General features: G+C 61.3%; 21 protein-coding genes and 1 pseudogene. 6 read left to right on the top strand and 16 right to left on the bottom strand.

Features of this window, described 5'->3' with window-relative positions; all coding sequences use genetic code 11:
- Positions 1-1,626, top strand: coding sequence for a TrkH family potassium uptake protein (locus HMPREF2605_RS01875; RefSeq protein ID WP_070846775.1), 1,626 nt, complete (start codon positions 1-3; stop codon positions 1,624-1,626).
- Positions 1,619-2,281: a potassium channel family protein gene (locus HMPREF2605_RS01870; RefSeq protein WP_005504725.1), complete on the top strand. Its 663-nt coding sequence runs from the start codon at positions 1,619-1,621 to the stop codon at positions 2,279-2,281. The genes HMPREF2605_RS01875 and HMPREF2605_RS01870 overlap by 8 nt, the downstream gene beginning before the upstream one ends.
- Positions 2,282-2,422: 141 nt before the next feature.
- Here the strand turns inward: HMPREF2605_RS01870 and proC are convergent, their stop codons facing one another.
- On the bottom strand, positions 2,423-3,268 hold the full coding sequence (gene proC / locus HMPREF2605_RS01865) for a pyrroline-5-carboxylate reductase (protein WP_070846774.1): 846 nt from the start codon (positions 3,266-3,268) through the stop codon (positions 2,423-2,425).
- A gap of 346 nt (positions 3,269-3,614) precedes the next feature.
- Here proC and HMPREF2605_RS01860 point away from each other — a divergent pair, with 346 nt between their 5' ends.
- Positions 3,615-5,024 (top strand): chloride channel protein, encoded by a 1,410-nt coding sequence (locus HMPREF2605_RS01860; RefSeq protein ID WP_070846773.1) that lies wholly within the window; start codon positions 3,615-3,617, stop codon positions 5,022-5,024.
- A 78-nt stretch (positions 5,025-5,102) separates the two neighbouring features.
- Here HMPREF2605_RS01860 and HMPREF2605_RS09625 read toward each other — a convergent pair whose 3' ends face one another.
- The 5 genes from HMPREF2605_RS09625 to HMPREF2605_RS01835 form a co-directional block, all read right to left on the bottom strand.
- Positions 5,103-5,651, bottom strand: a complete 549-nt coding sequence (locus tag HMPREF2605_RS09625) for a DUF6609 family protein (protein WP_070688637.1) — start codon at positions 5,649-5,651, stop codon at positions 5,103-5,105.
- 408 nt (positions 5,652-6,059) lie between these two features.
- A complete protein-coding gene (locus HMPREF2605_RS01850; RefSeq protein WP_070688638.1) occupies positions 6,060-7,661 on the bottom strand; it encodes a hypothetical protein in 1,602 nt (533 codons plus the stop codon).
- Positions 7,662-7,774: 113 nt separating this feature from the next.
- Positions 7,775-8,746, bottom strand: coding sequence for a Ppx/GppA family phosphatase (locus tag HMPREF2605_RS01845; protein ID WP_005508285.1), 972 nt, complete (start codon positions 8,744-8,746; stop codon positions 7,775-7,777).
- A gap of 311 nt (positions 8,747-9,057) precedes the next feature.
- Complete coding sequence (gene topA / locus HMPREF2605_RS01840; RefSeq protein ID WP_070846772.1) at positions 9,058-11,874, bottom strand: type I DNA topoisomerase; 2,817 nt, start codon at positions 11,872-11,874, stop codon at positions 9,058-9,060.
- Between the two features lie 338 nt (positions 11,875-12,212).
- Positions 12,213-12,671, bottom strand: coding sequence for a pyridoxamine 5'-phosphate oxidase family protein (locus tag HMPREF2605_RS01835; RefSeq protein ID WP_049347138.1), 459 nt, complete (start codon positions 12,669-12,671; stop codon positions 12,213-12,215).
- Positions 12,672-12,815: 144 nt separating this feature from the next.
- Here HMPREF2605_RS01835 and HMPREF2605_RS01830 point away from each other — a divergent pair, with 144 nt between their 5' ends.
- Together HMPREF2605_RS01830 and HMPREF2605_RS01825 are read left to right on the top strand one after the other, a co-directional pair.
- Complete coding sequence (locus tag HMPREF2605_RS01830; RefSeq protein WP_246828150.1) at positions 12,816-14,582, top strand: DUF7059 domain-containing protein; 1,767 nt, start codon at positions 12,816-12,818, stop codon at positions 14,580-14,582.
- Between the two features lie 2 nt (positions 14,583-14,584).
- Positions 14,585-15,133, top strand: a complete 549-nt coding sequence (locus tag HMPREF2605_RS01825; protein WP_070846770.1) for a pyrimidine dimer DNA glycosylase/endonuclease V — start codon at positions 14,585-14,587, stop codon at positions 15,131-15,133.
- Between the two features lie 261 nt (positions 15,134-15,394).
- On the opposite strand, the pseudogene HMPREF2605_RS09710 reads toward HMPREF2605_RS01825, so the two are convergent.
- The 6 genes and pseudogenes from HMPREF2605_RS09710 to HMPREF2605_RS01795 form a co-directional block, all read right to left on the bottom strand.
- A pseudogene (locus tag HMPREF2605_RS09710) lies at positions 15,395-15,481 on the bottom strand (luciferase); the annotation flags it as partial.
- 39 nt (positions 15,482-15,520) lie between these two features.
- Positions 15,521-16,165, bottom strand: coding sequence for a cation diffusion facilitator family transporter (locus HMPREF2605_RS01815; RefSeq protein WP_070846769.1), 645 nt, complete (start codon positions 16,163-16,165; stop codon positions 15,521-15,523).
- Positions 16,162-16,521 carry a Cd(II)/Pb(II)-sensing metalloregulatory transcriptional regulator CmtR gene (locus tag HMPREF2605_RS01810; protein WP_070629973.1) on the bottom strand — a complete coding sequence of 120 codons (360 nt, stop codon included), beginning with the start codon at positions 16,519-16,521 and terminating at the stop codon, positions 16,162-16,164. Before HMPREF2605_RS01810 ends, HMPREF2605_RS01815 begins: the two co-directional genes overlap by 4 nt.
- Before the next feature lie 195 nt (positions 16,522-16,716).
- Positions 16,717-17,805 carry an LLM class flavin-dependent oxidoreductase gene (locus tag HMPREF2605_RS01805; protein WP_049353867.1) on the bottom strand — a complete coding sequence of 363 codons (1,089 nt, stop codon included), beginning with the start codon at positions 17,803-17,805 and terminating at the stop codon, positions 16,717-16,719.
- A gap of 261 nt (positions 17,806-18,066) precedes the next feature.
- Positions 18,067-18,564 carry a GyrI-like domain-containing protein gene (locus HMPREF2605_RS01800; RefSeq protein ID WP_005508270.1) on the bottom strand — a complete coding sequence of 166 codons (498 nt, stop codon included), beginning with the start codon at positions 18,562-18,564 and terminating at the stop codon, positions 18,067-18,069.
- Positions 18,564-19,475 (bottom strand): oxygen-dependent tRNA uridine(34) hydroxylase TrhO, encoded by a 912-nt coding sequence (locus HMPREF2605_RS01795; protein ID WP_070665991.1) that lies wholly within the window; start codon positions 19,473-19,475, stop codon positions 18,564-18,566. The genes HMPREF2605_RS01800 and HMPREF2605_RS01795 overlap by 1 nt, the downstream gene beginning before the upstream one ends.
- 245 nt (positions 19,476-19,720) lie before the next feature.
- On the opposite strand from HMPREF2605_RS01795, the gene HMPREF2605_RS01790 reads away from it, so the two are divergent.
- Positions 19,721-22,531: a DEAD/DEAH box helicase gene (locus HMPREF2605_RS01790; protein ID WP_070846768.1), complete on the top strand. Its 2,811-nt coding sequence runs from the start codon at positions 19,721-19,723 to the stop codon at positions 22,529-22,531.
- 57 nt (positions 22,532-22,588) lie between these two features.
- Here HMPREF2605_RS01790 and HMPREF2605_RS01785 read toward each other — a convergent pair whose 3' ends face one another.
- The 4 genes from HMPREF2605_RS01785 to HMPREF2605_RS01770 all read right to left on the bottom strand — a co-directional run bounded on the left by HMPREF2605_RS01785 (position 22,589) and on the right by HMPREF2605_RS01770 (position 25,784).
- Positions 22,589-23,140, bottom strand: a complete 552-nt coding sequence (locus HMPREF2605_RS01785; protein ID WP_083324835.1) for an Rv3654c family TadE-like protein — start codon at positions 23,138-23,140, stop codon at positions 22,589-22,591.
- 7 nt (positions 23,141-23,147) lie between these two features.
- Positions 23,148-23,666 carry a TadE family type IV pilus minor pilin gene (locus HMPREF2605_RS01780; protein ID WP_070846766.1) on the bottom strand — a complete coding sequence of 173 codons (519 nt, stop codon included), beginning with the start codon at positions 23,664-23,666 and terminating at the stop codon, positions 23,148-23,150.
- Between the two features lie 96 nt (positions 23,667-23,762).
- Positions 23,763-24,392, bottom strand: coding sequence for a DUF4244 domain-containing protein (locus HMPREF2605_RS01775; RefSeq protein WP_012902930.1), 630 nt, complete (start codon positions 24,390-24,392; stop codon positions 23,763-23,765).
- 129 nt (positions 24,393-24,521) lie between these two features.
- Positions 24,522-25,784, bottom strand: coding sequence for a type II secretion system F family protein (locus HMPREF2605_RS01770; RefSeq protein ID WP_070846765.1), 1,263 nt, complete (start codon positions 25,782-25,784; stop codon positions 24,522-24,524).
- Positions 25,785-25,817: the final 33 nt, after the last annotated feature.

Raw genomic sequence — 25,817 nt, 5'->3', positions numbered from 1 at the left:
ATGGGACGCATACTCCGCCGCACCCGGCGCCGACATCACCACCCCCAGGGCCAGCTCAACCGCCGCTGGGACACCCTCAGCGGCACCACATCCGTACCTCAAAAGCAGCAGGTTCACCGTAGCCGACGCGACCGCCTCGAGGCCGAAAACCTTAGCATCCTCACGAGCGTGCCCGGTATTGACCTCGATCGTCTGCTCGCCCTACGCGACCACGTGAGCGAAACCTCCGAGGTTCAGCGTAAGCGCGCCCCCATGGGGTTCAATCTGCAGACCCTCGAACGGTTCCGTGACTTTATTGACGTGACCGTTCTTGCCTCGCCTTCGCGCACCGCAATCACTGCGTTTCTGTTGGTCATCATCTTCTTTACGCTCACCTTGCTACTGCCCATCTCCTCCAATGATGGGCAGCCCGCGCCTTTCCACCACGCATTTTTTACCTCTACCAGCGCGGTGACCGTGACCGGCCTGACTACCGTCTCCACCGCCGAGCAGTGGTCCACCTTCGGTCAGGCAATGATTCTTGTGGCTTGTCAGGTCGGTGGTTTGGGTACTCTGACCATTACCTCGCTGTTGGCGCTGGCTATCGGCCGTAAGATGGGTCTGCGCACCAAACTCATTGCGCAGGAAGACCTGAACATCAGCCGTCTTGGCGAGGTCGGTGGCATCATCAAGAGCGTCTCCTATGCTTCATTCTCCATCGAGGCAATCATTGCGCTTGTGCTGATTCCTCGTTTCCTGACCCTCGGCGAAGACCCATTCCAAGCCATCTGGCACAGCATTTTCTACTCCATCTCAGCCTTCAACAATGCAGGCTTCACCCCGCATTCCGACGGCATCGTGCCCTACGGCCATGATCTCTTCCTGCTCGTGCCCATCTGCATTGCCGTGTTCTTGGGCTCGCTCGGTTTCCCTGTTTTCATTGCGATTCAGCATCATCCTTTCCGCCCCCGCCACTGGTCGCTCACCGCGAAGCTGACCACCGTGACGACCCTGTTTTTCTTTGCTTTTGGCGCGTTCTTCTGGGGTCTCTTCGAGTGGAACAACCCCGCCACCATCGGCGACTACTCCGCAGGTGACAAGGTTCTGAACGCCATTTTTGCTTCTGTAATGATGCGTTCGGGCGGCTTCAATCTGGTCGACATGAGTAGCATTACCCCCGTCTCCACGCTCCTGACGGACATGCTCATGTTCATTGGCGGTGGCTCCGGCTCGACCGCAGGTGGCGTGAAGGTCACGACCATCGCCGTGATCGCCCTGTCTATCCTTGCTGAGGCGCGAGGCGATCAGAAGGTTGTCGCGTTCAACCGCACCATCCCCGAATCCTCTCTGCGCATTGCTATCTCTGTGATTGTTATGGGTGCTACCGTGGTAGGTGTTGGTGCCGCGTCGATTCTCATCATTAGCGGCGCGGACCTCAAAGAAGTGATTTTCGAGGTCATCTCCGCCTTCGCGACCTGCGGCCTCTCGAATGGTCTCTCCGCAAGCCTGCCACCGGCGGGTATCTACGTGCTCAGCGGCCTGATGCTCATTGGCCGTGTGGGCACCACAACCGCCGCGACCGGCCTGGCGCTGCGTTCACGCCGCCGCCTCTACAAGTTCCCCGAAGAAAGGCCCACCATTGGCTAGTGCACATAACGCCCCCGTCCTCGTGATTGGTCTGGGACGCTTCGGCTCCGCGGTGGCGGCCCAGCTGCGCCTGCAGAACAAGGAGGTCCTTGCTATTGAGAAGGACCCCGAGCTGGTGCAGAAGTGGTCCGGCGTGCTGACGCACGTGGTCTCCGCCGACGCGACCGATATCGACACCCTGCACCAGTTGGGTGCGGACGATTTCGGTTCCGCCGTGGTGGGTGTGGGCACCTCCGTGGAGGCATCCGTGCTAATTACCGCGAACCTCGTGGACATTGGCGTGGAGCGTATCTGGGCGAAGGCTATTACCCCCGCGCACGGCAAGATTCTGGAGCGTATTGGCGCGCACCACGTGGTCTACCCGGAGGCGGACGCCGGCCGCCGCGCCGCGCACCTGGTTTCGGGTCGTCTGCTGGATTACATTGAGTTTGATGACGACTTCGCGATTGCGAAGATGCGCCCGCCGAAGGAAACCCACGGCTTTACCCTCGCCGAGTCGGATATCCGCTCCAAGTACGGCGTGTCCGTGGTCGGTATTAAGTCCCCCGGTGAGGACTTCACCTACGCGGATGCAACCACCCGCATTCACTCGCGCGACATTCTGATCGTGTCCGGTCAGGTGGACCTGATTGAGCGTTTTGCGGCGCGGCCCTAAGCGCATTTTTCCTCGCTGCCTTGAGAAGCCCGCGATTAGACATAGAAAAACAGCCTCTTCCCGTTCTGCCGGGAGGAGGCTGTTTTTCTATAGTTTCAGCTAGTCAGGGGGATACTACCGGACGGTATTAGTCTCCGCTGGTTAGTCCTCGTCAGCGGTGTACAGCTGGCTCATTTCCGCCGAACGTGCCGCACAGGCGCGCATCGCGTCCTCGGTCAGCTGGAAGAGGCCACCGTCCACGAAGGTGTTCAGCGCACGCTCGGTGGTGCCGTTCGGGCTGGTCACGGCGCGGCGCAGGGCGGGCGCATCCGGGTTGGTGTCGAGCAGGAAGCCCGCACCGGCGACGGTTGCGCTGGCAAGCTTGAGGGCGGTGTCTGCGTCCAGGCCGAGCTTCTCACCGGCGGCGGCCATCGCCTCCGCAAGCAGGAACGCGTATGCCGGGCCGGAACCGGAGACGGCGGTGACCGCATCCATCTGGTCTTCGCGGACCTCAACAACCAGACCGACGGTGCCCAGGACCTCTTCGACGAGCTTCTTCTGATTGTCCTTCACGGTGTCGGTGGTGGAGATGGCGAGCACGCCCTTGCCCACGGAGGAGGGGGTGTTCGGCATGCAGCGAACAATGGGCTGACCTGCGGGAAGGCACTCGGCGAGGGTTTCGAGGGTCACGCCAGCAGCAACGGACACCACAACAGCATTAGGCGCGAGGGCGGGTGCGATATCGCGGGCAAGCTCAACGATGCCGTAGGGCTTCACGCCGAGCAGCACGACGTCTGCGTGGGCGGTTGCTTTGTGGTTGCCGTCAGCTTCGCCGCCGGTGGTGATGATTTCTACCTTGTCGCCGAGGCGCTGGGCGAGGGCGGCACGAGATTCTTCGCTACGCACGGTAGCGCGGATGTGGGCGGGGTCGTGGCCTGCGGCGAGCAGACCCGCGGCGATGGAGCCGTTCATGGAGCCGGTGCCGAGAAAAGCAATAGTTGCGGTCATCGTTGATCCTTCCTAATGGAGTGCCTGCGCCGGGTGCCGGCAGGCGTGCCGCCGGTGTGTTCCGGGGGCTACTGTTCGGTGCGCGGCGGGCGCGTGGAGGCGTACCCTTCCAGCATAGCGGGTGCGGCTATGGGCATGTGACCTGGCTCTGTTTCTTCCGCGTTTTCTGGGCGGCGGCTTCACCTCATGCTCCGCAACCCAATGCGCGAGGCTTCGCTTCTCACGTTCTGGCATGCCAGGGAGGGCGTAATTCTGCGGGCGTAGAATGAGAACAGCATCACCCGCGGCAGTTTGTGCCAGGCATGAAGCCTTCAAACCACACAGCACGCAACACACAAATTTTTCTATGTCTTCTCATACTGGTTCTTCCTCGAATCCTTCCCCGAATAGCCCGCAGAACCCTGCGGGTTTCCGTTCTTTTTCGTTTCGCCTCCTGCTGGGGCTGACCCTTGCCGCGCTGGTCACGGGCGTGTTCAGCGGCTTGGGCGCGATTGCTCTGCATTATGTTCTGGACTTTATGCAGGAGCTAACTTTCGGTCAGGCTGAGGGGCACCACCCAATGGTGACTGACGGTGCCGATCCGGCGCGTCGTGCCCTGGTTTTGGCGGCGCTGGGCCCGTTTGTGGCGCTGGTCTGGTATTACCTGCAGTCCGGTGGGCGGCGTGTGGTCGGCGTGAAGTCGCAGATTGCCGGTGCTACCGAGGAGGACCGCACCCCGTCGCTGTGGCGGCAGATCGCCCATTCGGTGATTCAGATTGTTGCGGTGGGTGCGGGCTCTCCCGTGGGTAAGGAGGTCGCGCCGCGTGAGCTGGGCGCCCTGGCCGCGGGTCGATGCGCGCGTCTGCTGGAGCGCATTGGCGGCACCCGTCCGGATGGTTCGCTGCTGCTGGGCGATCGCGAGCGTCGCTTGCTGGTGGCGGCGGGTGCGGCATCCGGTCTGGCGGCGGTGTATCAGGTGCCGATTGGTGGCCTGGTGTACCTTGTGGAGGCGATGGCTGCGGGCCTGAGCCTGTGGTCGCTGTATGTGGGTGCGGTGACGGTGTGGACGGCGACGGTTACGGCGAATCTGGTGATTTCGAGTGCGCCGACGTACCCGGTGCCGCAGCTTCCGTTGGATGCGACGACGCTGACGGTGGCGGCGTTGACGGGTGTGGTGTTGGCCCCGTTGGCGTTGGGTTTTAGGGCGTTGTCGCAGCGTGCGGAGAAGTTGAAGGCGAAGGATCGTTCTCTTCTGTGGCGTATTCCTGTGGCGTTTGCGCTGGTCGCGGTGGTTTCGCTGTGGCTTCCAGAGATTCTGGGTAATGGTCGTCTGCTGACTCAGCACACGTTTAATGTGTCGTTGGATGCGGCGGCGGGCGGTTTGACTGCGGCGGCGGCAGTGTATGTGTTGGCGTTGGCTGTTGCGAAGGCTGCGGTGGTGGTGTTGAGTCTGCGTTTCGGTTCTTATGGTGGTACGTTGACGCCGGGCTTGGCGTTGGGTGCGGCGGCTGCGTTTTGTGTGGCGGCGCTGGTGCTGTGGGTGTTCCCGGGTTTGGGCGGGGTGCCGGGTGGTGCGTCGATGGTGTTGTATGCTGCGGCGTTGACGGGTACGGCGGCGTTTTTGGGTATTTCGATGAATGCGCCGCTGTCTGCGTTGACGTTGTTGATTGGTTTTACGGGTCAGGGTGCGAGTGCGTGGCTGCCAATGGCGGTTGCGGTGGGTACGGCGGTGCTGACCCGCTGGGCGTGGACGCGGGTGTTCGGCGCTAAGAAGTAGGTCCTGACAGGTGGCGGGCGGCCCCGGATGCGTGTGTGCGTCCGGGGCCGCCCTGTTTTGCCGTGCCGAAGATTTGCCTTACTTTTGTTTTGACGGCTTTGAAAGGAATAGCAGATAGATTCCGAAGAGGAGCTTAATCGCCGCATCGATATATGCAATTACCTCTAACGGGATGCTGGTAAAAATATATCCTGCAAACACGTTAATGGCACAGATAAGACCCAGATATATCATTGACTTTCCATGCACAAAATAGTATGGGAAGAAATGCAGCGCGGTTGCCATCAGCGCTCCCAGCCAAATCAGTCTCCAATTTTCTGTTGCGAAGAATGGGCCGCCCAGCAAAACCATTAAGACAAATAATAGAATAACGGCACGCGAAGATACTTTCTTTTGAAATTCACTCGAAGGGCCATCGGCTAGTCTATTCAGCACCTTTTTATTCATGTTGATTGAGAAAAAGCTGACGACATAGCCGATACTGAATACTTGCATGTTTATTATTTGCTTTCCTCCGGCCATGATGGCTATTGCGATAACTACCGCCACCGTAATTAGCCACAACCCGCAGGCCCTCTTGTAATTAAATTCTAACTTTTCGTCTTTGTTGTAGCTTAGAAAAGCCATCGATGCCTCCAATAGTCTCTCGTGAAATTAATTCTCTTGTCGCGCCACTAAATTTTATTGTGAAAAGTTCTGCCATATATTAATATACTCCAACCCTTCTGTGTGCTAATTGCACCCTCTGTGATTGTATCAAGATGGCGATAAAATCCCCCTAAGAAACGAGGGGCGGCCCCGGATGCGTGCGCGTCCGGGGCAACTTTTGTTTTATCGTGCTGCACTGAAAGTTGTGCCATAGGTTAGCGTCTTTGGTCGTAGTTAAAAACCATGGCAGAAGACGCTAACCTATGGCACAAACTCTGGAGGAGGTTATAGCCCCACATAGTGAGAAGCCACATATGTTTCCAGAAGCCACATTATAAGTTGCTATTCGAAACACATGTGGCTCCTCAATATTTACCTTTGGCCAGACTACTTATGACTAGGGCTTTTCAATTCCTTATATATAGCCGGCCTGGAATACCTGATTCTAATCAATTCAGATTGGTTCGGCGATAAGTCAACATGTCCCACTTCAGCTTTATAATCCATATAGTATTTATTCACTTCAAGCATTAAACAATAGATATAAGCAACCATCAAAAAGTCGATTTTCCCCTTATCCTCTTCCAAAAGTTCAGAATATTTTATATTTTTCTCCAGAGCAACAGCAGAGCGCTCTCCTATGATCCGCCTCATTGACAGATAGACAAACTTTTCCACCACATAAACAATAACAACTGTTGATCCTATAGAAATCACCAAGAAAACTATGAGAAAAAGTGCAGAAGCTGCCCCATCCGAAAGGCCAAGAAATTCAAATACATTAGCTAAATCACCCTGATACTCCACCAATACAAACATAAACACAAGGCTACTAGATATATAAGCAGCCAATCTATTCATCCAATTTTTCCAATAAAACGATACATATTCAAAAACCCTGCGATACCCCTTATTCAACCGCAAAACATTTAATTTATATATATTCGAGTCAAGATTAACACTAGACTGGATAACCATAGATAAATATGTGCCATAAAAAACACTTCCGATGATCACAAGGATAAAACCGTTAATCCACATGGTAGCTATCGCCAAAATACTCACAAAAATCCATGAAATAAAAATGTTCCGAAATTGCCGGTGGAAAACATAAGACTTCACACCCACATTAACACCAAACCCCATGTATCTTACACCGGAGTAGAACATCCCAGAGTAAGCACCTTCTCTACGAGAAAGAGATCTGCCAGGGATAAATAAATCATTTCCCCCTATTTGCTTCCCAAAAAATTCTTCTTCGAACTCACACTTCGCTATGTCGTATTCTTTAGAATATGACATACTTCCGTTTCCATTCGCATTCTTTAACCTGTCAAGATAAATTGAGCTTCTAACCAATATATCTTTTTCACTATAAGTAAGCATTCGAGAAGAGACCATGGTAAACCAGGCAAAAAATAACAGAACCCATAAAGGAATTTCTTGATAGCGAGTAAGGTTGATATGCTCGGAAACGATGAGCTTGCCCCACCCCGGACCAACACTCCAGGGCCCAAGCGGCACAAGAGACGTACCTTGAAGATACCCAGCAATAAGTCCATACCAAAAATTAATTACAAACACCACAAAGACAATTTCACCAACAATACGGGCAAACTTTCTATACGTGGCTCGACGCGCATCACCACTAACTCCTTCTACCCCATCAGCAAATTTACCCACACTCACATATAAGCTCAATAGAATGCTGGCAAGTGAAACAATAATTCCAGCCCTTATATCCAGCAAATAGTATGGTATGTTAATCCAAAATTGCGCCAAAGGCAGTGGAAGATTTCCAGTTTTTTCAGACGAAATAAATAAAGCAGGAAGTAGAATAATTAATGGTGATAAATAAACTAACGTCCACAGAAAAAATTCCCAACATGGGATACGGACGAGGTTATCCCAAAATATTTTTCTACTTTTTTCTTCGTGCTCTTCACCCCAGGCTTCGTTGACCTCGTCAATAATGTCTTCGATTTTCATCGGTGATTGTTCCTTTCCTACATCTTTGTCGGCGGGTTATATACAAAAGAAAAGCGGTGACCCCGCAGGCCGGTGCCCATTACGCATCAGCCTGCGGGGTTCATCATCATGTTCTACTCACCCAGGAGGGTCTTCGGGTTGACCGGAGTACCCGTACCCTCCGCCAGGTGCTCAATACGCTTCAGGATCAGGCCCTCACGCAGCGCCCACGGGCACACACGCATCGTCTCAACCCCAAACGCCTCCATCGCCGCCTCCGCAGCGATAGCGCCCGCCAGCATCTGCTCCGCACGCGCCTTCGAAACACCCGGCAAATCGCTACGCTCAGACACCGTCATCGCCTCCATACGACGAGTCCACAGGCGCAAATCCTGCAAATGCATCTCACGCTTCACATGCGGGCCCGCCGAATACGGCGCCGCACCACAAATACGCGCCAACGAACGGAACGTCTTCGACGTACCCACCGTCATATCCGGCGCACCATAACGTAGCAGATTCTCCGCAACCGGGGCGATCTGCTCACGCACATACTTACGCAGACGCTTCACCTGCTTCGGCTTCGGCGGCTGCTCATCAAAAAACTCACGCGTCAGACGGCCCGCCCCCAACGGCACGCTCATCGCCGCATCCGGCAACGCATTCGTACCCGTCGAAAACTCAAAAGAACCGCCACCAATATCAAAATCAAGGATGCGGCCCGCGCCCCAGCCCTGCCAGCGGCGCACCGCAAAGTACGTAATCGCTGCCTCCTGATCACCCGAAATACCGTTCAGGCTCACACCGGTCTGCTCACGCACCTGATGCAGCACCGCCGCACCATTACCCGCCTCACGGATAGCGCTCGTAGAAAACGCCAGCAGGTCCTCCGCCTCATTCTCGATCGCGAAGTCGCGGGCGCTGGTCACGAAGCGGGTCAGCGCGTCCGCACCCTCCTGCGAGATGTTACCCTCAGCGTCGAGGTACTGCACGAGCTGCAACGGAATCTTGTGCGACGCGTACGGTTCGGGGCGCGCTCCAGGGCTGCCGTCAATCAGTAGCAGGTGGACCGTATTCGACCCGACATCCAGAACTCCCAGGCGCACGATGCGCTCCCCTCCCCCGCCCCGCGGCGGGATATTGTCTGTGTGCGGTACCGCAGGTGCGGCGCCTCTTCCAGTCTGTCAGAGGCGCGGCTCACTCCGCAAACAATCCGGGCGGATGCCCAGCATCAGCACAGCGCGGGCATAAAAACACGGCGCAAGCCTAAAAAACGTAGCGCGGGCACAAAAACGCGCCGGGAATGCACTCTCCCGAGCACGCAAAAGGCGCAGGAGGCACCCCACCCCACGCGGGGGTTGCGGGACGCATCCTGCGCCTTCAGTTCAGATCGAACTACGCTCGGCTACTCGGCAGATTACTCGGCGGTCTTCTTCGCCGCGGTCTTACGAGTGGTCGTCTTCTTCGCGGTAGTAGACTTTGCGGTCGTCTTCTTAGCCGTAGTCTTCTTAGCCGTGGTGGTCTTCTTCGCGGCGGCCTTACGCTTGACCGGGCCCTTCGCACGCTTGTCAGCCAGCAGCTGCACCGCACGCTCGTGGGTCAGCGACTCGACCGACTCCGCACGCGGAACCGTAATGTTCGTAATACCGTCGGTGATGTACGGGCCAAAGCGGCCGTCCTTCACCACGATCTTCTTCTCGCTGACCGGGTCCACGCCCAGCTCAGCCAGCGGAGGCTTAGCCGCCGCACGACCGCGCTGCTTCGGCTGGGAGTAAATCTCCAGGGCCTGCTCCAGCGTAATCGTGAAGATTTCGTCCTCGCTGCCAATCGAGCGGGAGTCCGTGCCCTTCTTCAGGTACGGGCCAAAGCGGCCGTTCTGCACGGTGATTTCCACGCCCTCAGCGTCGGTACCGAGCACGCGCGGCAGGCTCATCAGCTGCAGTGCCTGCTCAAGGGTCACGGTCGCCAGGTCCATGGACTTGAACAGGGACGCGGTGCGCGGCTTGGCGGGCTTCGGCTTCTTCTTCGGCTTGGGCTTGCCGTTCTTGTAGTATTCGGTCGGCTGCGCGTCCAGGTACGCCTGAATCTGCTCCTCGGTCATCTCCTCGATCACCTCGGTGACGTAGGGGCCGTAGCGGCCGTCGCGTGCCACGATCTGGTTGCCGGAGACCGGGTCCACGCCGAGCACACGGCCGTCGGACTTGCCCTGTTCGAGCAGTTCGCGTGCCTTCTCTTCGGTCAGTTCGTCCGGTGCCAGGTCGGCGGGTACGTTCGCGCGAATCGGTTCGGTCAGTTCGCCGGTCTCGGTGTCGAGGGTGCCTTCGGCTTCCAGGTAGGGGCCGAACTTGCCCACGCGCAGCACAATGCCGTCCGCAATCGGGATGGAGTTGATGCTGCGGGCGTCAATCTCGCCGAGGTTGTCCACGATGGGCTTCAGACCGCGCTTGGAGCCGCCGCCGAAGTAGAACTCGCCCAGCCATTCGACGCGGGATTCTTCGCCGCGTGCGATGCGGTCGAGGTCTTCTTCCATCTGCGCGGTGAACTCGTAGTTCACGTAGGGGCCGAAGCTGGATTCGAGCAGGCGCACCACGGAGAACGCGATCCAGGACGGGATCAGCGAACCAGAACGAACGTTCACGTATCCGCGGTCCATGATGGTCGAAATAACCGCCGCGTAGGTGGACGGGCGGCCAATGCCCAGCTCGTCCAGGGTCTTCACCAGGGATGCCTCGGTGTAGCGCGGGGGCGGCAGGGTCTCGTGGCCGGCGGGCTCAATCGCCTCGGCGGTCAGTGCCTCGCCGGTGGTCAGGTTCGGCAGGCGCTTCTCAGCGTCCTTCGCCTCACGCTCAGCCACGCGGGATGCGTCAACGCCCTCCTCGTAGGCGGCGAGGAAGCCGCGGAAGGTGATGACGGTACCGGATGCAGCGAACTCGGCGTCCTGGCCGTTAGATGCCACGGCGCCCAGGCGCACGGAGGCGGTGGAACCGGTCGCGTCAGCCATCTGGGAGGCGACGGTACGCTTCCAGATCAGCTCGTAGAGGCGGAACTCGTCGTTGGACAGGGAGCCGCGCACAGCGTCCGGGGTGCGGAAGGTGTCACCGGCGGGGCGGATTGCTTCGTGGGCTTCCTGTGCGTTCTTGCTCTTGGAGGTGTACACGCGCGGTGCGGAGGGCACGAATTCTGCGCCGTACAGCTCGGATGCCTGACGGCGTGCGGCGGAGATCGCCTGCTCACTCAGCGCCACCGAGTCGGTACGCATGTAGGTGATGTAACCGTTTTCGTAGAGGCGCTGCGCCACCTGCATGGTCACGCGGGAGGAGAAACGCAGCTTACGTGCGGCTTCCTGCTGCAGGGTGGAGGTGGTGAACGGCGCTGCCGGGCGGCGCTTGTACGGCTTGGTCTCAACGGAGCGTACGGAGAACGCGGCGGACTGCAGGGCTGCGGCGAGCGCGCGGGCGGCTTCCTCGTTCAGGTGGGTGACCTTGGAGGTGTTGAGGGTGCCGTTGTCGGCGAAGTCCTTGCCGGTTGCGACACGGTTGCCGTCTACGGCGACCAGCTTGGCGTCGAAGCCTTCGGAGGCTGCGGTCAGGAAGCGTCCGGTCAGGTCCCAGTAGTTGGCGGCGACGAATGCCATGCGTTCGCGTTCGCGTTCGACGACGAGGCGGGTTGCGACGGACTGCACGCGACCTGCGGAGAGGCCGCGGCCGACCTTGCGCCAGAGTACGGGGGAAATTTCGTAACCGTAGATGCGGTCGAGGATGCGGCGGGTTTCCTGCGCGTCGACCAGGTGCAGGTCGATGTCGCGCAGTTCGCCGAAGGCGCGCTGAATGGCTTCCCGGGTGATTTCGGGGAAGGTCATGCGGTAGACGGGTACCTTGGGCTTGAGGACTTCCTTCAGGTGCCATGCGATGGCTTCACCTTCGCGGTCACCATCGGTTGCCAGGTAGAGCGCGTCTACTTCTTTGAGCTTGCGCTTGAGTTCGGCGACCTTTTTCTTTTTGTCGGGGTTGACCACGTAGTAGGGTTCGAAGTTCTCTTCAACGTTGACAGCGAACTTGCCGACGGGGCTCTTTTTGAGGTTTTCGGGCAGTTCGGAGGGCTGCGGAAGGTCGCGGATATGGCCCATGGACGAGTCGACGAGGTAGTCCTCGCCGAGGTAGCTGCTAATGGTTTTGACCTTGGAGGGAGACTCCACAATCAGCAGGGCTTTTCCGGTCTTTGCCTGAGCGGGCACGGCACTCCTCTATCTGTGTGTTGAAAAGCTACGTATTCAACCATAACCTACGCTGGCGCTTGTGGGCGCCGACAGGGTGTGGTGTACGCGGGGTGAGGTGATCGGTGGGGGTGTAGTTTATGTTGGGTTGATGTGGTGCGCTCGGTGCGTTTCATGCGGCGAGCGCACGGTGGCCCGGCGCGAGGCGAGCTGGCCCGGTTCGAGTGTGTGTGGACCGGGCGTGTTGAGCTTGCACGAGTGCGCAGGGTACTCGGTACATCATACGGTACCGGAGCGGTGGTGTGTGCACAGGGGTGTGTGCGGGTGCTGGGGCGCACCGCACCCGCTCACCTGCGTTTCTAGCTGGTGAGGGTGTCAGAGTCGGGGTGGGTGCCGTCCAGGTATGCGGGCAGCAGCGGGTATTCGCGGCCATACACGGTCTGCGGCACGATGCGCACCCATTGCATTTCGTGGGTTTCGGAGTCGGGCAGGTCGAAGGTGCGCACGATCTGCGGGGTCATTTCCGGCGGCAGCCAGTGGGCGATACCGACCACGATGACGGAGCGGATGCCGTCTTCGAGGGTTTCGTCGATTTCGAAGGCGACGCGGCGGCTGACCACTACGGAGGAGAACTTGTTGCCGCGGGTGGTGCGGATGTAGATTTCCTGCTTGTCGTCTTGGCTGGCGACGGCGTAGAGCACGGGCAGCACATCGACGTGCTGTCCGTCAGTGAGGATGAGGCGGCCGAGAGTGTTCGCGTGCAGACGCTCCCAGCACTTGTCGACGCTGATACTTTCATCGGGGTACAGGTTACTCATGGTTTCAGTGTATGCGATGGGGTGGGCGCTCTTGCGCAGATGACAGTTTTGGTCAGTGGGTGGGTCGGGGCTGTGTCATTGCGCTGCCGCCTATACGCGGTGGGCGCGCCCGGGCAGATGCGGCGGGTGCGTAGAATGGTGTGCATGACTATTTCTGCCGCCTCTTTCGCTCCCGAGTACGCCGCCGTTGCGGATGCACCCCGCAGCGATGATTACGCCCGCCTGACCCGCATCCGTGAACGCCTATTGGCGTTGAACTACAGCTATGACGCTGTGCAGGAGCTGCTCGGTGTTGAGGCGGCTGAGCCGATGGCTCGCGACCAGGTAGTTCCGGGTCTGTGGCGTGTGGAGCACATTCTGCGCGGCGATTACAGCGCGAGTGAGAAGAACCTGGCGCATCTGCTGGCGTTTTTCCTGCTGGCTCGCCCGCTCACCGAGGCTGAGGCAGCCGAGGTTTTCGGCGATACCCTGGTTGACTTCGAGAATGCCGCGCTGATTGAGCGCGACGCTGCGGATTCTACCCGCTGGTCCGCGAGCGTTGACCTGCGCCCGCACGCCGCCGATGACGGCACCGAAATCTTTGTTGCCGCCGACCTGGGTGCGCATCAGCGCCCCGGCGTGCTGCGCAAGGATCACGTGCTCGGCATTGGTCACGCCTCCCTGACTCTGGCGCAGATTACCGAGCGCACCCCCGTCAAGCGTGCCCTGGATGTGGGTACCGGCTGCGGTATTCAGACCTTCCACCTGCTCGCTCACGCCGAGCACGTGACCGCCACTGATATTTCGGAGCGTGCCCTGGCGTTCACCCGTTTTAACCTGCTGCTGAACGCGCAGGCGCTCAATATTGATCCGCAGAACCCGCAGGCGCGCGTGAGCCTGCGTGAAGGTTCCCTGCTGGAGCCGGTCGCCGGTGAGCTTTTCGACCTGGTGGTGTCGAACCCGCCGTTCGTGATTACCCCGCGCGTTGCCGGTGAGAGCGCCGAGGAGCAGTTCACCTACCGCGACGGCGGCCTGCCCGGTGACGAAATTGTGAGCACGATGGTGCGTCAGCTGCCGTCGGTGCTGGTGCCCGGTGGCCGCGCGCAGATGCTGGGTAACTGGGAGATTATTCGCGATTCGGCGGACCCGGATGCACCGCGTCCGTGGGATGAGCGTCCGCGTGCCTGGGTTGCCGACGGCGGCGCGGAGGCGTGGTTTATTCAGCGTGAGGCGCTGACCCCCGCCTCCTACGCGGAGACCTGGTTGAAGGATGCGAGCGAGAACCGCGACCGTAGCCACTACGAGCAGACCTACGTGGCGTACCTGAACGACTTCGCTTCCCGGAACGTTCATTCTATTGGTTTCGGCATGATTTGGCTGCGCCGCCCGACCGAGGCGACCGCGGCAGGCGTGACCGAGCCCCTGCAGCGTTTCGAGGAGATCACCTACCCGATTCAGCAGCCCATCGCCCGCGCCCTCACCGAGTCCGTGCGCCGTTACGACCGCCTCGCCGCCATGGACGATGAGGCGCTCCTCGCCGCACACCTGGAGGTAGCCGAGGACGTCACCGAGGAACGCCACGGCCGACCCGGCGCCGAGCACCCGAGCGTTATTCTGCTGCGTGCCGGATCGGGTCTGTGCCGCACCCAGCTGCTCTCCACCGAGACGGCGGGTTTCACTTCCGCGAGCGATGGCGAGCTTGCCGTGGGCCAGATTGTGGCGGCTCTTGCGATGCTGCTCTCCTGGCCCGAATACGACGAGGCGGCCGCCGCCTCGCGCGGTACGCAGGAACAGCATCCGCGCGATACCCTGCTGCACGCGGTGCGCGAGCTGGTGCTCAAGAGCTTCCTGCACTTTAGCGACGAGCACACGGGCGCAGCATCGGCTGGTGAAAATGCCGCTGAGGTATATGCGGCAGAAGCACAGGGCTAGGCGTGCGCATTTGGTCCCTGCACCCCTCCTTGCTTGACCGCCGTGCCCTGGTCGCTTGCTGGCGTGAAACTCTGCTGGCGCAGAAGGTTCTGCGGGGTCTGACTCGCGGGTACACGAACCATCCGCAGCTGATTCGTTTTCGCGCGCATCCGCAGCCGCTGGAGGCGGTTGCCGCCTACCTGTGCGGGTTGGCGGATGAGGCGGATGCCCGCGGCTACTCGTTCAACCGTGCACTGATTGGTGCGGGCGAACACGATGCGGGCAAAAATAGCACAAACGAAAATAGCACAGGTAAAAACGGCACAGGTAAAAACTGCGCCGACAAGGCAGGAAACCCGTATCCTTCGGTCGCGCATATTCCCGTTCCTTTGGGTCAGCTGGAGTACGAGCTCGCCTTTCTGCAGCACAAGGTGGCCGGGCGTGACCCCGAGTGGGAGCATCGGTTGAGCGAGCGACTGGCGGCACGCGGCGAGCTGGCGGCGTGTGCGCATCCGCTCTTTGAGGTGGTTCCGGGCGCTATTGAGCCTTGGGAAAAGACGAAAGACTTTTAGACAGAAGGATTTCTAAGAACGTGAGCATAGTAATGCCCCGGCAGAACCCTTGCGGGTGCCTGCCGGGGCATCGCTGTATGTGTGGCTCAAGCTGTATGGGAACAAACATCTCAGCGCGTTACAGAGCGCTGGAAACAGCTTGGCACGGGGTCTTTACCCCAGGACCTTTACCCCAGGACCTTCACCTCAGGGCCTTTACTTGGTGGTCAGCGCGGGCTTAATTTCCTTCACGATTGTCTCAAGCATCTTCAGGTTGAAGTCCACGCCCAGCTGCAGTCGACCCGCCGCAATGAGATCGGCCATGGCGGCAAGTTCAGCCATGTAGAGCGGGTTTTCGTAGCGCATGTCTGGGTTGCAAGCACTGGCTCTTCATCGTCGGGTGACGGGTCAGTCGTCTTCGAGGTCCTCTAGCACTTCGAACGGCGACTCGACGTCGCCGCGCCAGGCCTCCAGGCCTTCGCGCACCGCGAGCACCGCCACGACCAGCGCCGCGACCGAGTCAGCCCACCACCAGCCGAACAGGCTGTCGAGGACGAGGCCGATGAACACTGCACCGGAGAGGTAGATGCACAGGATGAGCTGCTTGGCGTCGGCCATCACGCTCTTGGAGCCCAGCTCCCGCCCGGTGCGGACCTCAATCCACGCCAGCAGAGGCATGACGACCAGGCTCAGCGCGGTGATACCGAGACCCAGCGGGCTGTGGTCGGGGCCCTCCTGGCCGACCAGGGCCAGCACCGCGTCGATCGAGACGTAGGCCGCCAGCGCGAAGAACGCGATGCCGATGGCCTTGACGGTGACCGTTTCCCACCGCTCAGGGTCCTTGCGGGTGAACTGCCAGGTGACGGCCGCGGCCGAGAGTACCTCGACAACCGAGTCGAGCCCGAAGCCAATGAGCGCCGCGGACGAGGCGAGGACGCCTGCCCAGACTGCGACGATTGCCTCGATTACGTTGTACGTGATCGTGAAGCCGACGATGAAGCGGACGCGCCGGTGCAGCATCGCGCGGCGTGCGGTGGTCAGGGTCTCGCTCATGCTCCCGCCGCCGTTCCACAGCAGCCCGACACCGAGCATGCCGGGTCGATGCACGGCGCGGCCTCGTCCACCGCGAGCGTGACGTTGATCAGGGACGTCAGTGCCGCGGCGAGGTGCGGGTCGGCGATCTCGTAGCGCGTCTGGCGGCCCTCGGGCTCGGCGACGACGATTCCGCAATCGCGCAGGCAGGTCAGGTGGTTGGACACGTTCGAGCGGGTCAGCTCCAGCTCGCGCGAGAGCACGGCTGGATAGCTCGGGCCGCCGAGGAGGGTCATCAGAATCCGGGAACGTGTCGGGTCGGCCATGGCGCGGCCGAGCCGGTTCATAACGTCGAGGTGTGAAGCAATAGTCAGCATACGATGACTATACAGTGATAACTGACCAATTGTCCACTTGTGCGGGCTACCGCACGCGCTCCGCGCCCTTGCCCTCGGGAGGCGGCAGAGTTCGCGCTCATCAGCGACCACCGCCCATCACGGAAGCGACGGCGGCACGCTGGCGCGAAACTCTGCTAGCGCAGAAGGTTCTGCGGAGTCTTCACCTCAGGGGCTTTACTTAGTGGTCAGCGCGGGCTTGACCTCCTTCACGATTGCGTCAAGCATCTTCAGGTTGAAGTCCACGCCCAGCTGGTTCGGGATAGTCAGCAACACGGTGTCCGCCGCCTGAACCGCCTCATCGCGGGCGAGCTCCTCGGCAATATCCGCCGGGTCACCAATGTAGCTACGACCAAAGCGGGAGAAGCTGTTGTCAATAATGCCGGTGTAATCCTGCGAGTCCTCCGCGGCGCGGCGACCGAAGTAGCGCGCCGAGGTCTCGTCAATTACCGGCAGCACCGAGCGGGAGACCGAAACACGCGGAACGCCCGAGTTGCCCGCCTTCACCCACTCGGAGCGGAAGAGGCGAATCTGCTGCGCCTGCTGCTGGTCGAAAGGAATGCCCTTATCTTCCAGCATCAGGGTCGAAGACATGAGGTTCAGGCCCTTCTGCGCGGTCCACACGGCGGTGCTATCGGTACCCGCGCCCCACCAGATGCGGTCGCGCAGGCCCGGCGACTGCGGCTGGACGGGGGCGTACTTGCCGGGAACGCGAGCGCTGGGCGCCATGCCCTCACCCTCGATGGCCTTGAGGAAAATGTCGAGGTGGCGGCGCGCCATATCGCTCTCGTTTTCTCCCTCTGCCGGGTAGTAGCCGAAGCTCTCAAAGCCGCGAATCACGGATTCGGGCGAGCCGCGGGAGACACCGAGCTGCAGTCGGCCCGCCGCAATGAGGTCTGCCATGGCGGCAAGTTCAGCCATGTAGAGCGGGTTTTCGTAGCGCATGTCAATCACGCCGGTGCCGAGCTCGATGCGTTCGGTCTTGGCGGCGATTGCGGAGAGCAGCGGGTAGGGGGTTGCCTGCTGCTGGTCGAAGTGGTGCACGCGGAAGAACGCACCGTCCAGCCCGATGTCTTCGGCACCTACGGCAAGGTCGATTGCCTGGTGCAGAGATTCTGCCGCGCTAGGTACGCGGGAGCCGGGGACCTCAGCCCAGTGACCGAAGGAGAGGAAGCCTAGCTTCTTTTCGGTGCCAGCCTTGGGTTCGAGGTGGCTGATGCGGATGGATTCGTCGAGCTGCGGGGTGCTGTTGGGATTGGTGCGCATTGTTTTTCCTTGGTGGGTTGCGCCCGGGCTCGTGTAGTTCCGGGCTGGTGGTTTAAATCTAAACCCAATTACTTTACATGTCAAGTATTTTATTTCGGGGGGTCATGTAAAGAGCCCCACTCCCCCGCTTTCGCCGCACATACCATCCGCGCCAAACCCGAAAAAGGGCACAGAAAAGCCCGGCGGCACGAACACATCGCACCACCGGGCCCTTCTATTCAACAGCTAAAACTGCAACTAAAACGACAGAAACAAACTGCCCTAGGAACGCTTCACCAGCGGAACCCACAGCTCCATACGGTAATCAGCCGCCTGCATATCGCCGCGACCGTACACCTCAAGGCCACCCACCGGGCGGTACTGCGGATTCTTCGCGAAGAACGCCTCCTCAAAGCTCGCAAAGCCAGCCGGAATGGACTCCGAAATCGGGCCGGTCACCTCAACCACCGCGTAGGTACTCGCAGGCAACTCAAGCACGCCCAGACCAAGCTTCGCCGCGCTCGCCGGCTCCGACACCAGGAAGCCCGCTGTGTAGCGGACCTGACCCTTCGGGTTCGGCTGAGTGCACACACCCAGGTACTGGGTCACCTTCAGAACATCCAGCATCGCCGGGGACGCCTTCTGATTCAGCTCATCCCACAGCGAGGAGAAATCGCCATCCAGGGGGAACACCTGCGAAACGCCGGCAACGACCATCGCCGGGTGCTCCTCAATGCGAGGTTCAGAAATCTGAACCGCACCGCCCTTAGCGGCTGCCATTAGGCGTTCGCCTTAGCTGCTTCGCGGTCCACCGAGCACTCGGGCACGCAGTGGCGCTTCGCATCATCAGCTGCGCACTCGGGGCAGAGCAGAACCAGCTCGCGGCAAGAATCGTTGGAGCAGTTCTCGAACTTGTTCGAGGGCGCGCCGCACTGTTCGCACTTGCCAATGGTGACGGTGTCCGGCGTAAACTCCATGTGCATGCGCTTGTCGAAGACGTAGAGCGAGCCTTCCCAGAGTTCCTTGTCGCCGTACTTCTCGCCGTAACGCACGATGCCGCCGTCGATCTGGTAGATTTCCTTGAAGCCGCGGTTCTTCATCAGCGCGGAGAGAATCTCGCAGCGGATACCGCCGGTGCAGTAGGTGACGACCGGCTTGTCCTTAATGTGATCGTACTTGCCGGATTCAATCTCGCGGATGAAGTCATGGGTGGTGCGCACGTCGGGAACGATAGCGTTCTTGAACTTGCCAATCTTAGCTTCGAAAGCGTTACGGCCATCAAAGAAGACCACCTCGTCACCGCGTTCTTCGACGAGCTTATTTACCTCTTCGGGCTTCAGGTGTACGCCGCCGCCAACGACGCCATTCTCGTCCACCTGCAGCTCGTCGGGAGCACCGAAAGCCACAATCTCGTCGCGAGCCTTCACGGACAGGCGGGGGAAGTCCTCCGCGCCACCCTCGGACCACTTGAACTCCATGTTCTTGAAGCCGGGGTACTTGCGGGTTTCCTTGGTGTACGCCTTGACCGCGTTAATCTCGCCGCCGAGGGTGCCGTTAATGCCGTGCTTGGAAATGAGGATGCGCCCGCGCAGGCCGAGCTTCTCACAGAGGGCACGCTGCCAGAGCATGACCGCCTGCGGGTCGGCGATGGGGGCGAACTGGTAATACAGAATAATCTTATTTTGAGCCACGAAACTATTTTATCGTCATATACGCCTAAAGCATGCAGATTTTTTGATATGTGCGCGCTGACTACGGGGTCGGCGGTCCAGGAGCGGTGCTGGGGCGGTTCTGGGACAGGATTAGGGCGGGGTTAGGTTAGGGGCTAGGCTCTGGGTCGGGGCAGGATCCGAGCGGGTTCGGAGCCGGGCTCGGAGCCAGCGTTCAGGGTAGCGCGTGACCGGTGGCAGGTCGGGTTTTAGCCCGCCGCTCTACAATGGAACCCATGCCGCACAGCATCTCCTCGCAGAACGCCAACCAGCACCCTGAACAGCAGCCCACGCATCAGTCTGTACACCAGCCCGAACAGCCGCAGGGGCAGTCTGCGGCGCGCCCAAAAACGCTGCGCTACCGCGAGCTTCCCGCGAGCGCACAGCAGGTGCTGGCATCCCTGTTGCCGGAGGCAGAACGCACCGGAACCCTGCCCGAGCAGGTGACCCATATTCACACCATTGCCGCTAGGGCGGCGAGCTACGCGCCCTGGCCGCAATGGCTGCATCCGCGCGTGGTGGAGGCCTTCGAATCGCTCGGCATTGCCGAGCCCTACGCCCACCAGGTGCAGGCGGCAGACGCCGCCCACGCGGGTCTTGATGCGGCGCTGGCGGCGAGTGCGGCGCGCTACGGCTGGCAGGCGGGGCGGATTGAGGCTGAGCGTCTTGAGCCTGGGCGCGTTGAAGCGCCGACTCCCGCACACGCCGAAGACGCGAAGAGCACCGGCAACGGCGGGCACGTGATTGTGGCGACTGGTACCGCCTCAGGCAAGACCCTGAGCTACCTGATGCCCACCCTGGACGCAATCTACCGTGCATCGTGTGGCGAGCCAGTGAGCTCAACTTCCGCGTATTCGGGAGCAGAAAACCTCAATAATAGAGCGAACGTTCTCTACATTTCACCGGCGAAGGCACTCTCCGCCGACCAGCTCACCGCCCTCACCTCCTACAACCTGCCAGGACTCCACGCGGCAAGCTACGACGGCGACACCCCCACCGGCGAACGCCGCTGGATCCGCGAACACGCCAACTTCATCCTCACCACCCCGGACATGCTCAACTACTCAATCCTGAGCAACCACCGGCAGTGGTCATCCTTCCTGCGCGGGCTGCGCTACGTGGTGCTCGACGAGGCACACAGCTACCGCGGCGTTTTCGGCGCGCACATCGCCAACCTGCTGCGCCGCCTGCGCCGCGTCTGCGCGCTCTACCGCACCGTGCCCGTGTTCTACGGCGCCTCCGCGACCAGCTCCAACCCGGTCGAGTCTTTCTCCAAGCTCATTGGCGTGCCGCAGCAGGCGGTCACCGCCATTACCGAGTCCACCTCCGCACGCGGTGAAACCACCGTCGCGCTCTGGGAGCCCGAATTCATGCCGCCCAAGGCGCACGATCAGCTTGCCAAGGGTGCCCGCAGCACCCAGCAGCAGGCGGTCCAGTCGAAGGCTGAGCAGGAGGCGCCGCGCCGCGTCTCCCCCGTGGAGCAGGGCGCACAAATGCTCACCGACCTGGTGCTTTCCTGCACCCGCTCCCTGGTGTTCGCCGGTTCGCGCCGCAGCGTAGAAATCCTCTCGCAGAAGACCCAACGCTACCTCGACGAGGTGGAGGCGGGCCTCTCCCACCGCGTCGCCGCATACCGCGCCGGGTACACCCCCGAAGAGCGCCGCGAACTCGAACGCAAACTCCGCAACGGCGAACTACTCGGCTTGGCGAGCACCTCCGCACTAGAGCTGGGCATCGACATCTCCGGGCTGGACGCCGTACTCGTTGCGGGCTGGCCGGGTACCCGCGCCTCCTTCATGCAGCGCGTGGGCCGGGCGGGTCGAAGCGGTCAGGATGCGCTCGCCGTGCTCATTGCCGACGACAACCCGCTCGATACCTACCTGGTGCACCACCCGGAGGCGATTTTCGGGCAGGAGGTTGAGGCGACCGTTTTCGACCCGACAAACCCGTATGTGCTCTCACCGCAGCTGTGCGCCGCCGCGCAGGAGGCACCCCTCCGTGCCGAAGAACTGAGCCTCTTCGGGCCGCATACCGCCGCCCTGCTGGATCGACTGGTGCAGCAGGGGTACCTGCGTCGCCGCCCGGATGGCTGGTACTGGACGCACGCCGAATCAGCCGCCGACCTGGTCGATATCCGCGGCACTGGCGGCGGCCCCTACCAGCTCATCGACGCCGAAGACGGCACCCTGGTTGGCACCATGGACGCCGCGCACGCCATGAGCCAGGGGCACCCGGGCGCAATCTACATTCACCAGAACGCGCAGTACGTGGTCGAGTCCCTCAGCGAGGGCGAGCGCGTGATCCTGCTCAGCCGCGTCTACCCGGACTACTACACGCGCGCCGTTGAGAGCACGGAGGTTCGTATTCTGGCAGAGCGTGCGCGGGTTAGTTACAGTGCGCCAAACGCTGTTGGGGAAGCGGTTCCCGGCAAACCTGTTCCCACCGAGGCTGCTCCTGGCGAGCCTGTTCCCGGCGAACCGCAGCTCGCCCCGCTCACCATGCACCGCGGGCAGGTTCAGGTCACCGACCAGGTCACCGGCTACCGGCGCTTCTCCGTCTACGGCGGCGAATACCTGGGCGAAGAGGCGCAACCCATGCCGCCGGAAGTGCTCATGACCGAGGCGGTCTGGTTCACCTTCGAACCCAGCTACCTGTTCAGCGCGGGCGTGACCGAAGAGGACGGCCCCGGCACCCTGCACGCCGTCGAACACGCCGCCATCGGACTGCTACCGCTCATCGCCACCAGCGACCGCTGGGACTTGGGAGGGCTCTCCACACTGCTTCACGTGGACACCGGCAGGCCCACCATTTTTGTCTACGACGCAGCCCCCGGCGGTGCGGGCATTAGCGAGCGCGGCTTCAACGCGGTTACGCAGTGGCTGAGCGCCACCCTCGAAGCCATCGAAAGCTGCGGATGCGACAACGGCTGCCCCTCCTGCGTACACTCGCCCAAGTGCGGCAACCGCAACGAGCCTCTCAGCAAGCACGGCGCCCGGGCGCTACTGCAGGCAATGTTGCGGAGCATGGCGGAGGCGTAGAACGCGCTGGGGATGCAGGACGGGCTGGGATGACAACTCCCGGTGAGAACAAATACCCTAGTCGGTCAGACTTTCTGGCTCGGCTGGGTTTTCCGGCTCAGGAGGTTCGGGTACCGAATCCTGCCCAGCTTCCAGCTCCTCCTCCAGCTCGGCGACCTCATCGGGGCTCAGTTCCTCCGCGTTGCCCGCCGCGTCATGCTCTTCTTCGGCGTACTCTTCTTCAGGGTGCTCAGCCCCAGCGCGGGCACGCACCCTCGCCGAGCCCAGAATCCCCATGGGCCCTGCGACCGGGACCGAGACCGTCACCTCCACCGTTTCGGGTCGTTCCGGAAACGTGCAGGATTCCAGGTGCGCACCGTGGCGGGCGGCAAGATCCATCGCGACCGCACACGGGTCGCCCTCGGTGAGCCCGCGGTAGGCATCCGCCGCCGCGAGTGCGCTCAAATCGGCGGCTGCGGACGCCCTACGGTTCGCGGACACCACCCCGATGAGCCCGGCAATCACCACGGTCACCACCAGCAGCGCCGCAATTATGGTGAGGGCGAGGACGGTGCCGCTACCCTCTTCGGGGCGTTGATTCTTGGAGGTTGCCTTCGGGGCGGGGCACATAGCGGCTCTATTCGTTCTCATGTCCCGCACCGTTTTCAGCATCGTTTTCGCCGCCGCCTTCAACGCGGGCGTGGGCGTCCGCCCGCAGCACCCAGCCGGTTGCCGAGCCGATTACACCGGGGGCGGGGCGGCTCACCCGCACGTGCACTTCCCGGGCGTGCCCCGCATCCGCGGCGACCGCACCATCAGAAGCGACAGCATCAGGAGAAACAGAAATCTGCACGCTCTGCGCCGGGTCGATGCGGCTGACGGCGGAGCGAATCTGCGCCTCGGAATCTCCGCGGGCGGCGGCTCGTGCAGCCGTTCGCGCGGACTCCTCCACCTTCAGCTGCGCAACCCCCGTGGAGGCGGCACCCAGGCAGAGGGCGAGCACCACCGTCACGGCGGGTAGGGCCACCGCAAATTCGGCGGTAATCACGCCCTCTTCTACTGGGCTCTTCTGCGGGGTCGAGAGTGTCGGGTCCACACTGGTTTTCCCTGCGGAGCAAGTGCGCCGCAAAGCACCCAAATTCACATGAGCGTTCATTCTTTATTCCTCCCTTCTGGCTTGATTTTCCAAAGAACCTAGCATCTAGGGACAAAACCCTACGGCGGGTTTTCCAATACCTCTAGACTAAGGCCTCTAGAGCAGTCCCGTATTGCCCGCAATGGACAGGGCGTTACGCACAATATCCAGGAGCATGGAACGCACCTCATCTGACTTGAGAATCAGCACCAGCAGGCCCGCGAAACCGACCGCCGCGAGCATCACGATGCCGTACTCCGCGGTGGAGGCGCCTTCCTCCGGGTCCCCCGCCGGGGCGTACTCTTCGAGTACCTTATCGTCGCTCTCAGCTGGTACATATTCGGTGCAGCCGGGCGCGTGCTCACCCAGGCTGCGGCAGGTGGCGCCGCATTCGTCCAGGGTGCAGCCCTCGGCGAGCGCACGGGCAATGGTCAGCGCCTGCTCGGGGCTCAGGCTGTTCGTGTTCATATCAATCTCCATTTCGTTAGGGTCAATCCTGGGGCCGGTGTGGTTCAGCTCAGCATCACTCAAAAGCTCGGCATCGTTGAAGAGCTCGGGGCATTCTTCGCGCAGCTGCTTCATGGTGGTTGCAATGGCAACGGACAGCGGCACGGGGCCCAGAATGGTCTGCGCTTCTGCGCCGGGTGCGGCGGGCTGAATTTCACGCGGAGCACCGGCCGGGGCGTTTACCGGAGCGCCGACGGGGTGCAGGTCGTGGCGGATTGCTTCGCAGAGGGTGTTCGTCATTGGTTTTCCTTTCGTTGTGCCCTAAACATGCGGGGCGGGGTGGGTGCTCATCCGCGTTCGCTGCAGATGGGCGAGGGTCTAAACTTTTCGGCATTTCAACTGGTCAACAGCGCTTATGCGCATGGTTCTTTAGCCCGTCAGCGTGGGTAGTAGCGAAATGATGATGGGCACAATACCCAAGCAGATAAAGGCGGGCAGCGAGCACAGCCCGAGGGGTACCACGAGCGCTACGGAGAGCTTTCCGGCGGCGCGTTCTGCCGCGCGGCGCTCGCTGAGGCGGTGCGCATCGGCAAGGGAGAGCAGCAGCGCAGTGCTGGGTGCGCCACCCGTGTAGGCGGGAGCGAGCGCATCCCGAAGCTCACCGAAGGTTCCCGCCGCGGAGCCCGACCAGGCGCTCCCCCAGTCGCTACCCATCTGTAGGCGCTGGCAGACCGTATACAGGGGTCGGCTGTTGAGCGCCTCAGCGAGGGTACCCAAGGCGGCGAGCGGTGCAAGCCCGGCTCTCAACTGCGCGGCGAGTAGTTCCAGTACGAGGGCGGTATCAACAGTCGGTGCATTCAAGGCCTGCTCGCCTCCTGTATGCCCAGCTCGTGTGCTCTCCACCTCCGCCCGATGCACGAGCGCGGCGGTCCAGCGGCGCCCGGCGAAGGCGAGCCCCAGCCCGAGCAAACCGGTGAGCACCCCGAGGATAGATCCGGTCAGCACGCCCACGGGGTCACTTCCCATGAGCACACCCAATCCGAGGCCGAGCAGCGGTAGCCAGGAGAGAATCCTGCCGGTGGCGCGCGGTGCGGCGAGGGCGCTCTGCCTGCCCAGGAGCGCGTCGATGCGTTCTTCGGCGTGTTCTGCGGCGCGTTCCAGGCTCGTGGCGAGCGGCGCACCGGTGCTCTCACTCATGCGCAGGCTCAGCTGCAGGTCGTGCAGGCGCTCGCGGCTGTGCGGGCGCATCCGGGTGCTGTTTTCGAGCAGTTGGGCGCAGGCGAGGTGCGCGGGTGCACCCCAAGAGGTAAGCGTGGCGAGAGCCTGCGTGAAGCGGCGGATATCTTCGGCGCACCGCTTGTGCCCGTAGTCTTCGGAAAGAGGCGAGAGGCCTCGTGCCCGTCGGGGGCGGGCGCTTTTCCGAGAGCTATTCTTCGTGCACGTTTTCCCCGTACCCGGCACCAGCTCGCACTGTCCGAGTTGCCCGAACTGCCTAGAGCCCGGGTCGGTGCGCACCGCTTCCTGCAGGGGAATGCCGGCGCGTAGGTTCAGGGCGAGGGTGCGTAGCATGAGCGGCCACATGCGCATTTCCTCGGCACTGGCTGCTCCGGCGATACGCCCAGCTAGGCGCTCAGTCCAGCACTCAGTCCAGCGTTCGCGAAGGCTTCCGTTGCTCTTCTCGTTCTGCTTCATTGCTTCCTCCTTTCACGTTTTCTGCTTCCCCCA

Source organism: Rothia sp. HMSC065C03 (assembly GCF_001837295.1).
Lineage (GTDB): Bacteria > Actinomycetota > Actinomycetes > Actinomycetales > Micrococcaceae > Rothia.
The sequence above is the reverse complement of the archived record's forward strand: the minus strand, read 5'-3'. Positions and strand labels throughout refer to the sequence as shown.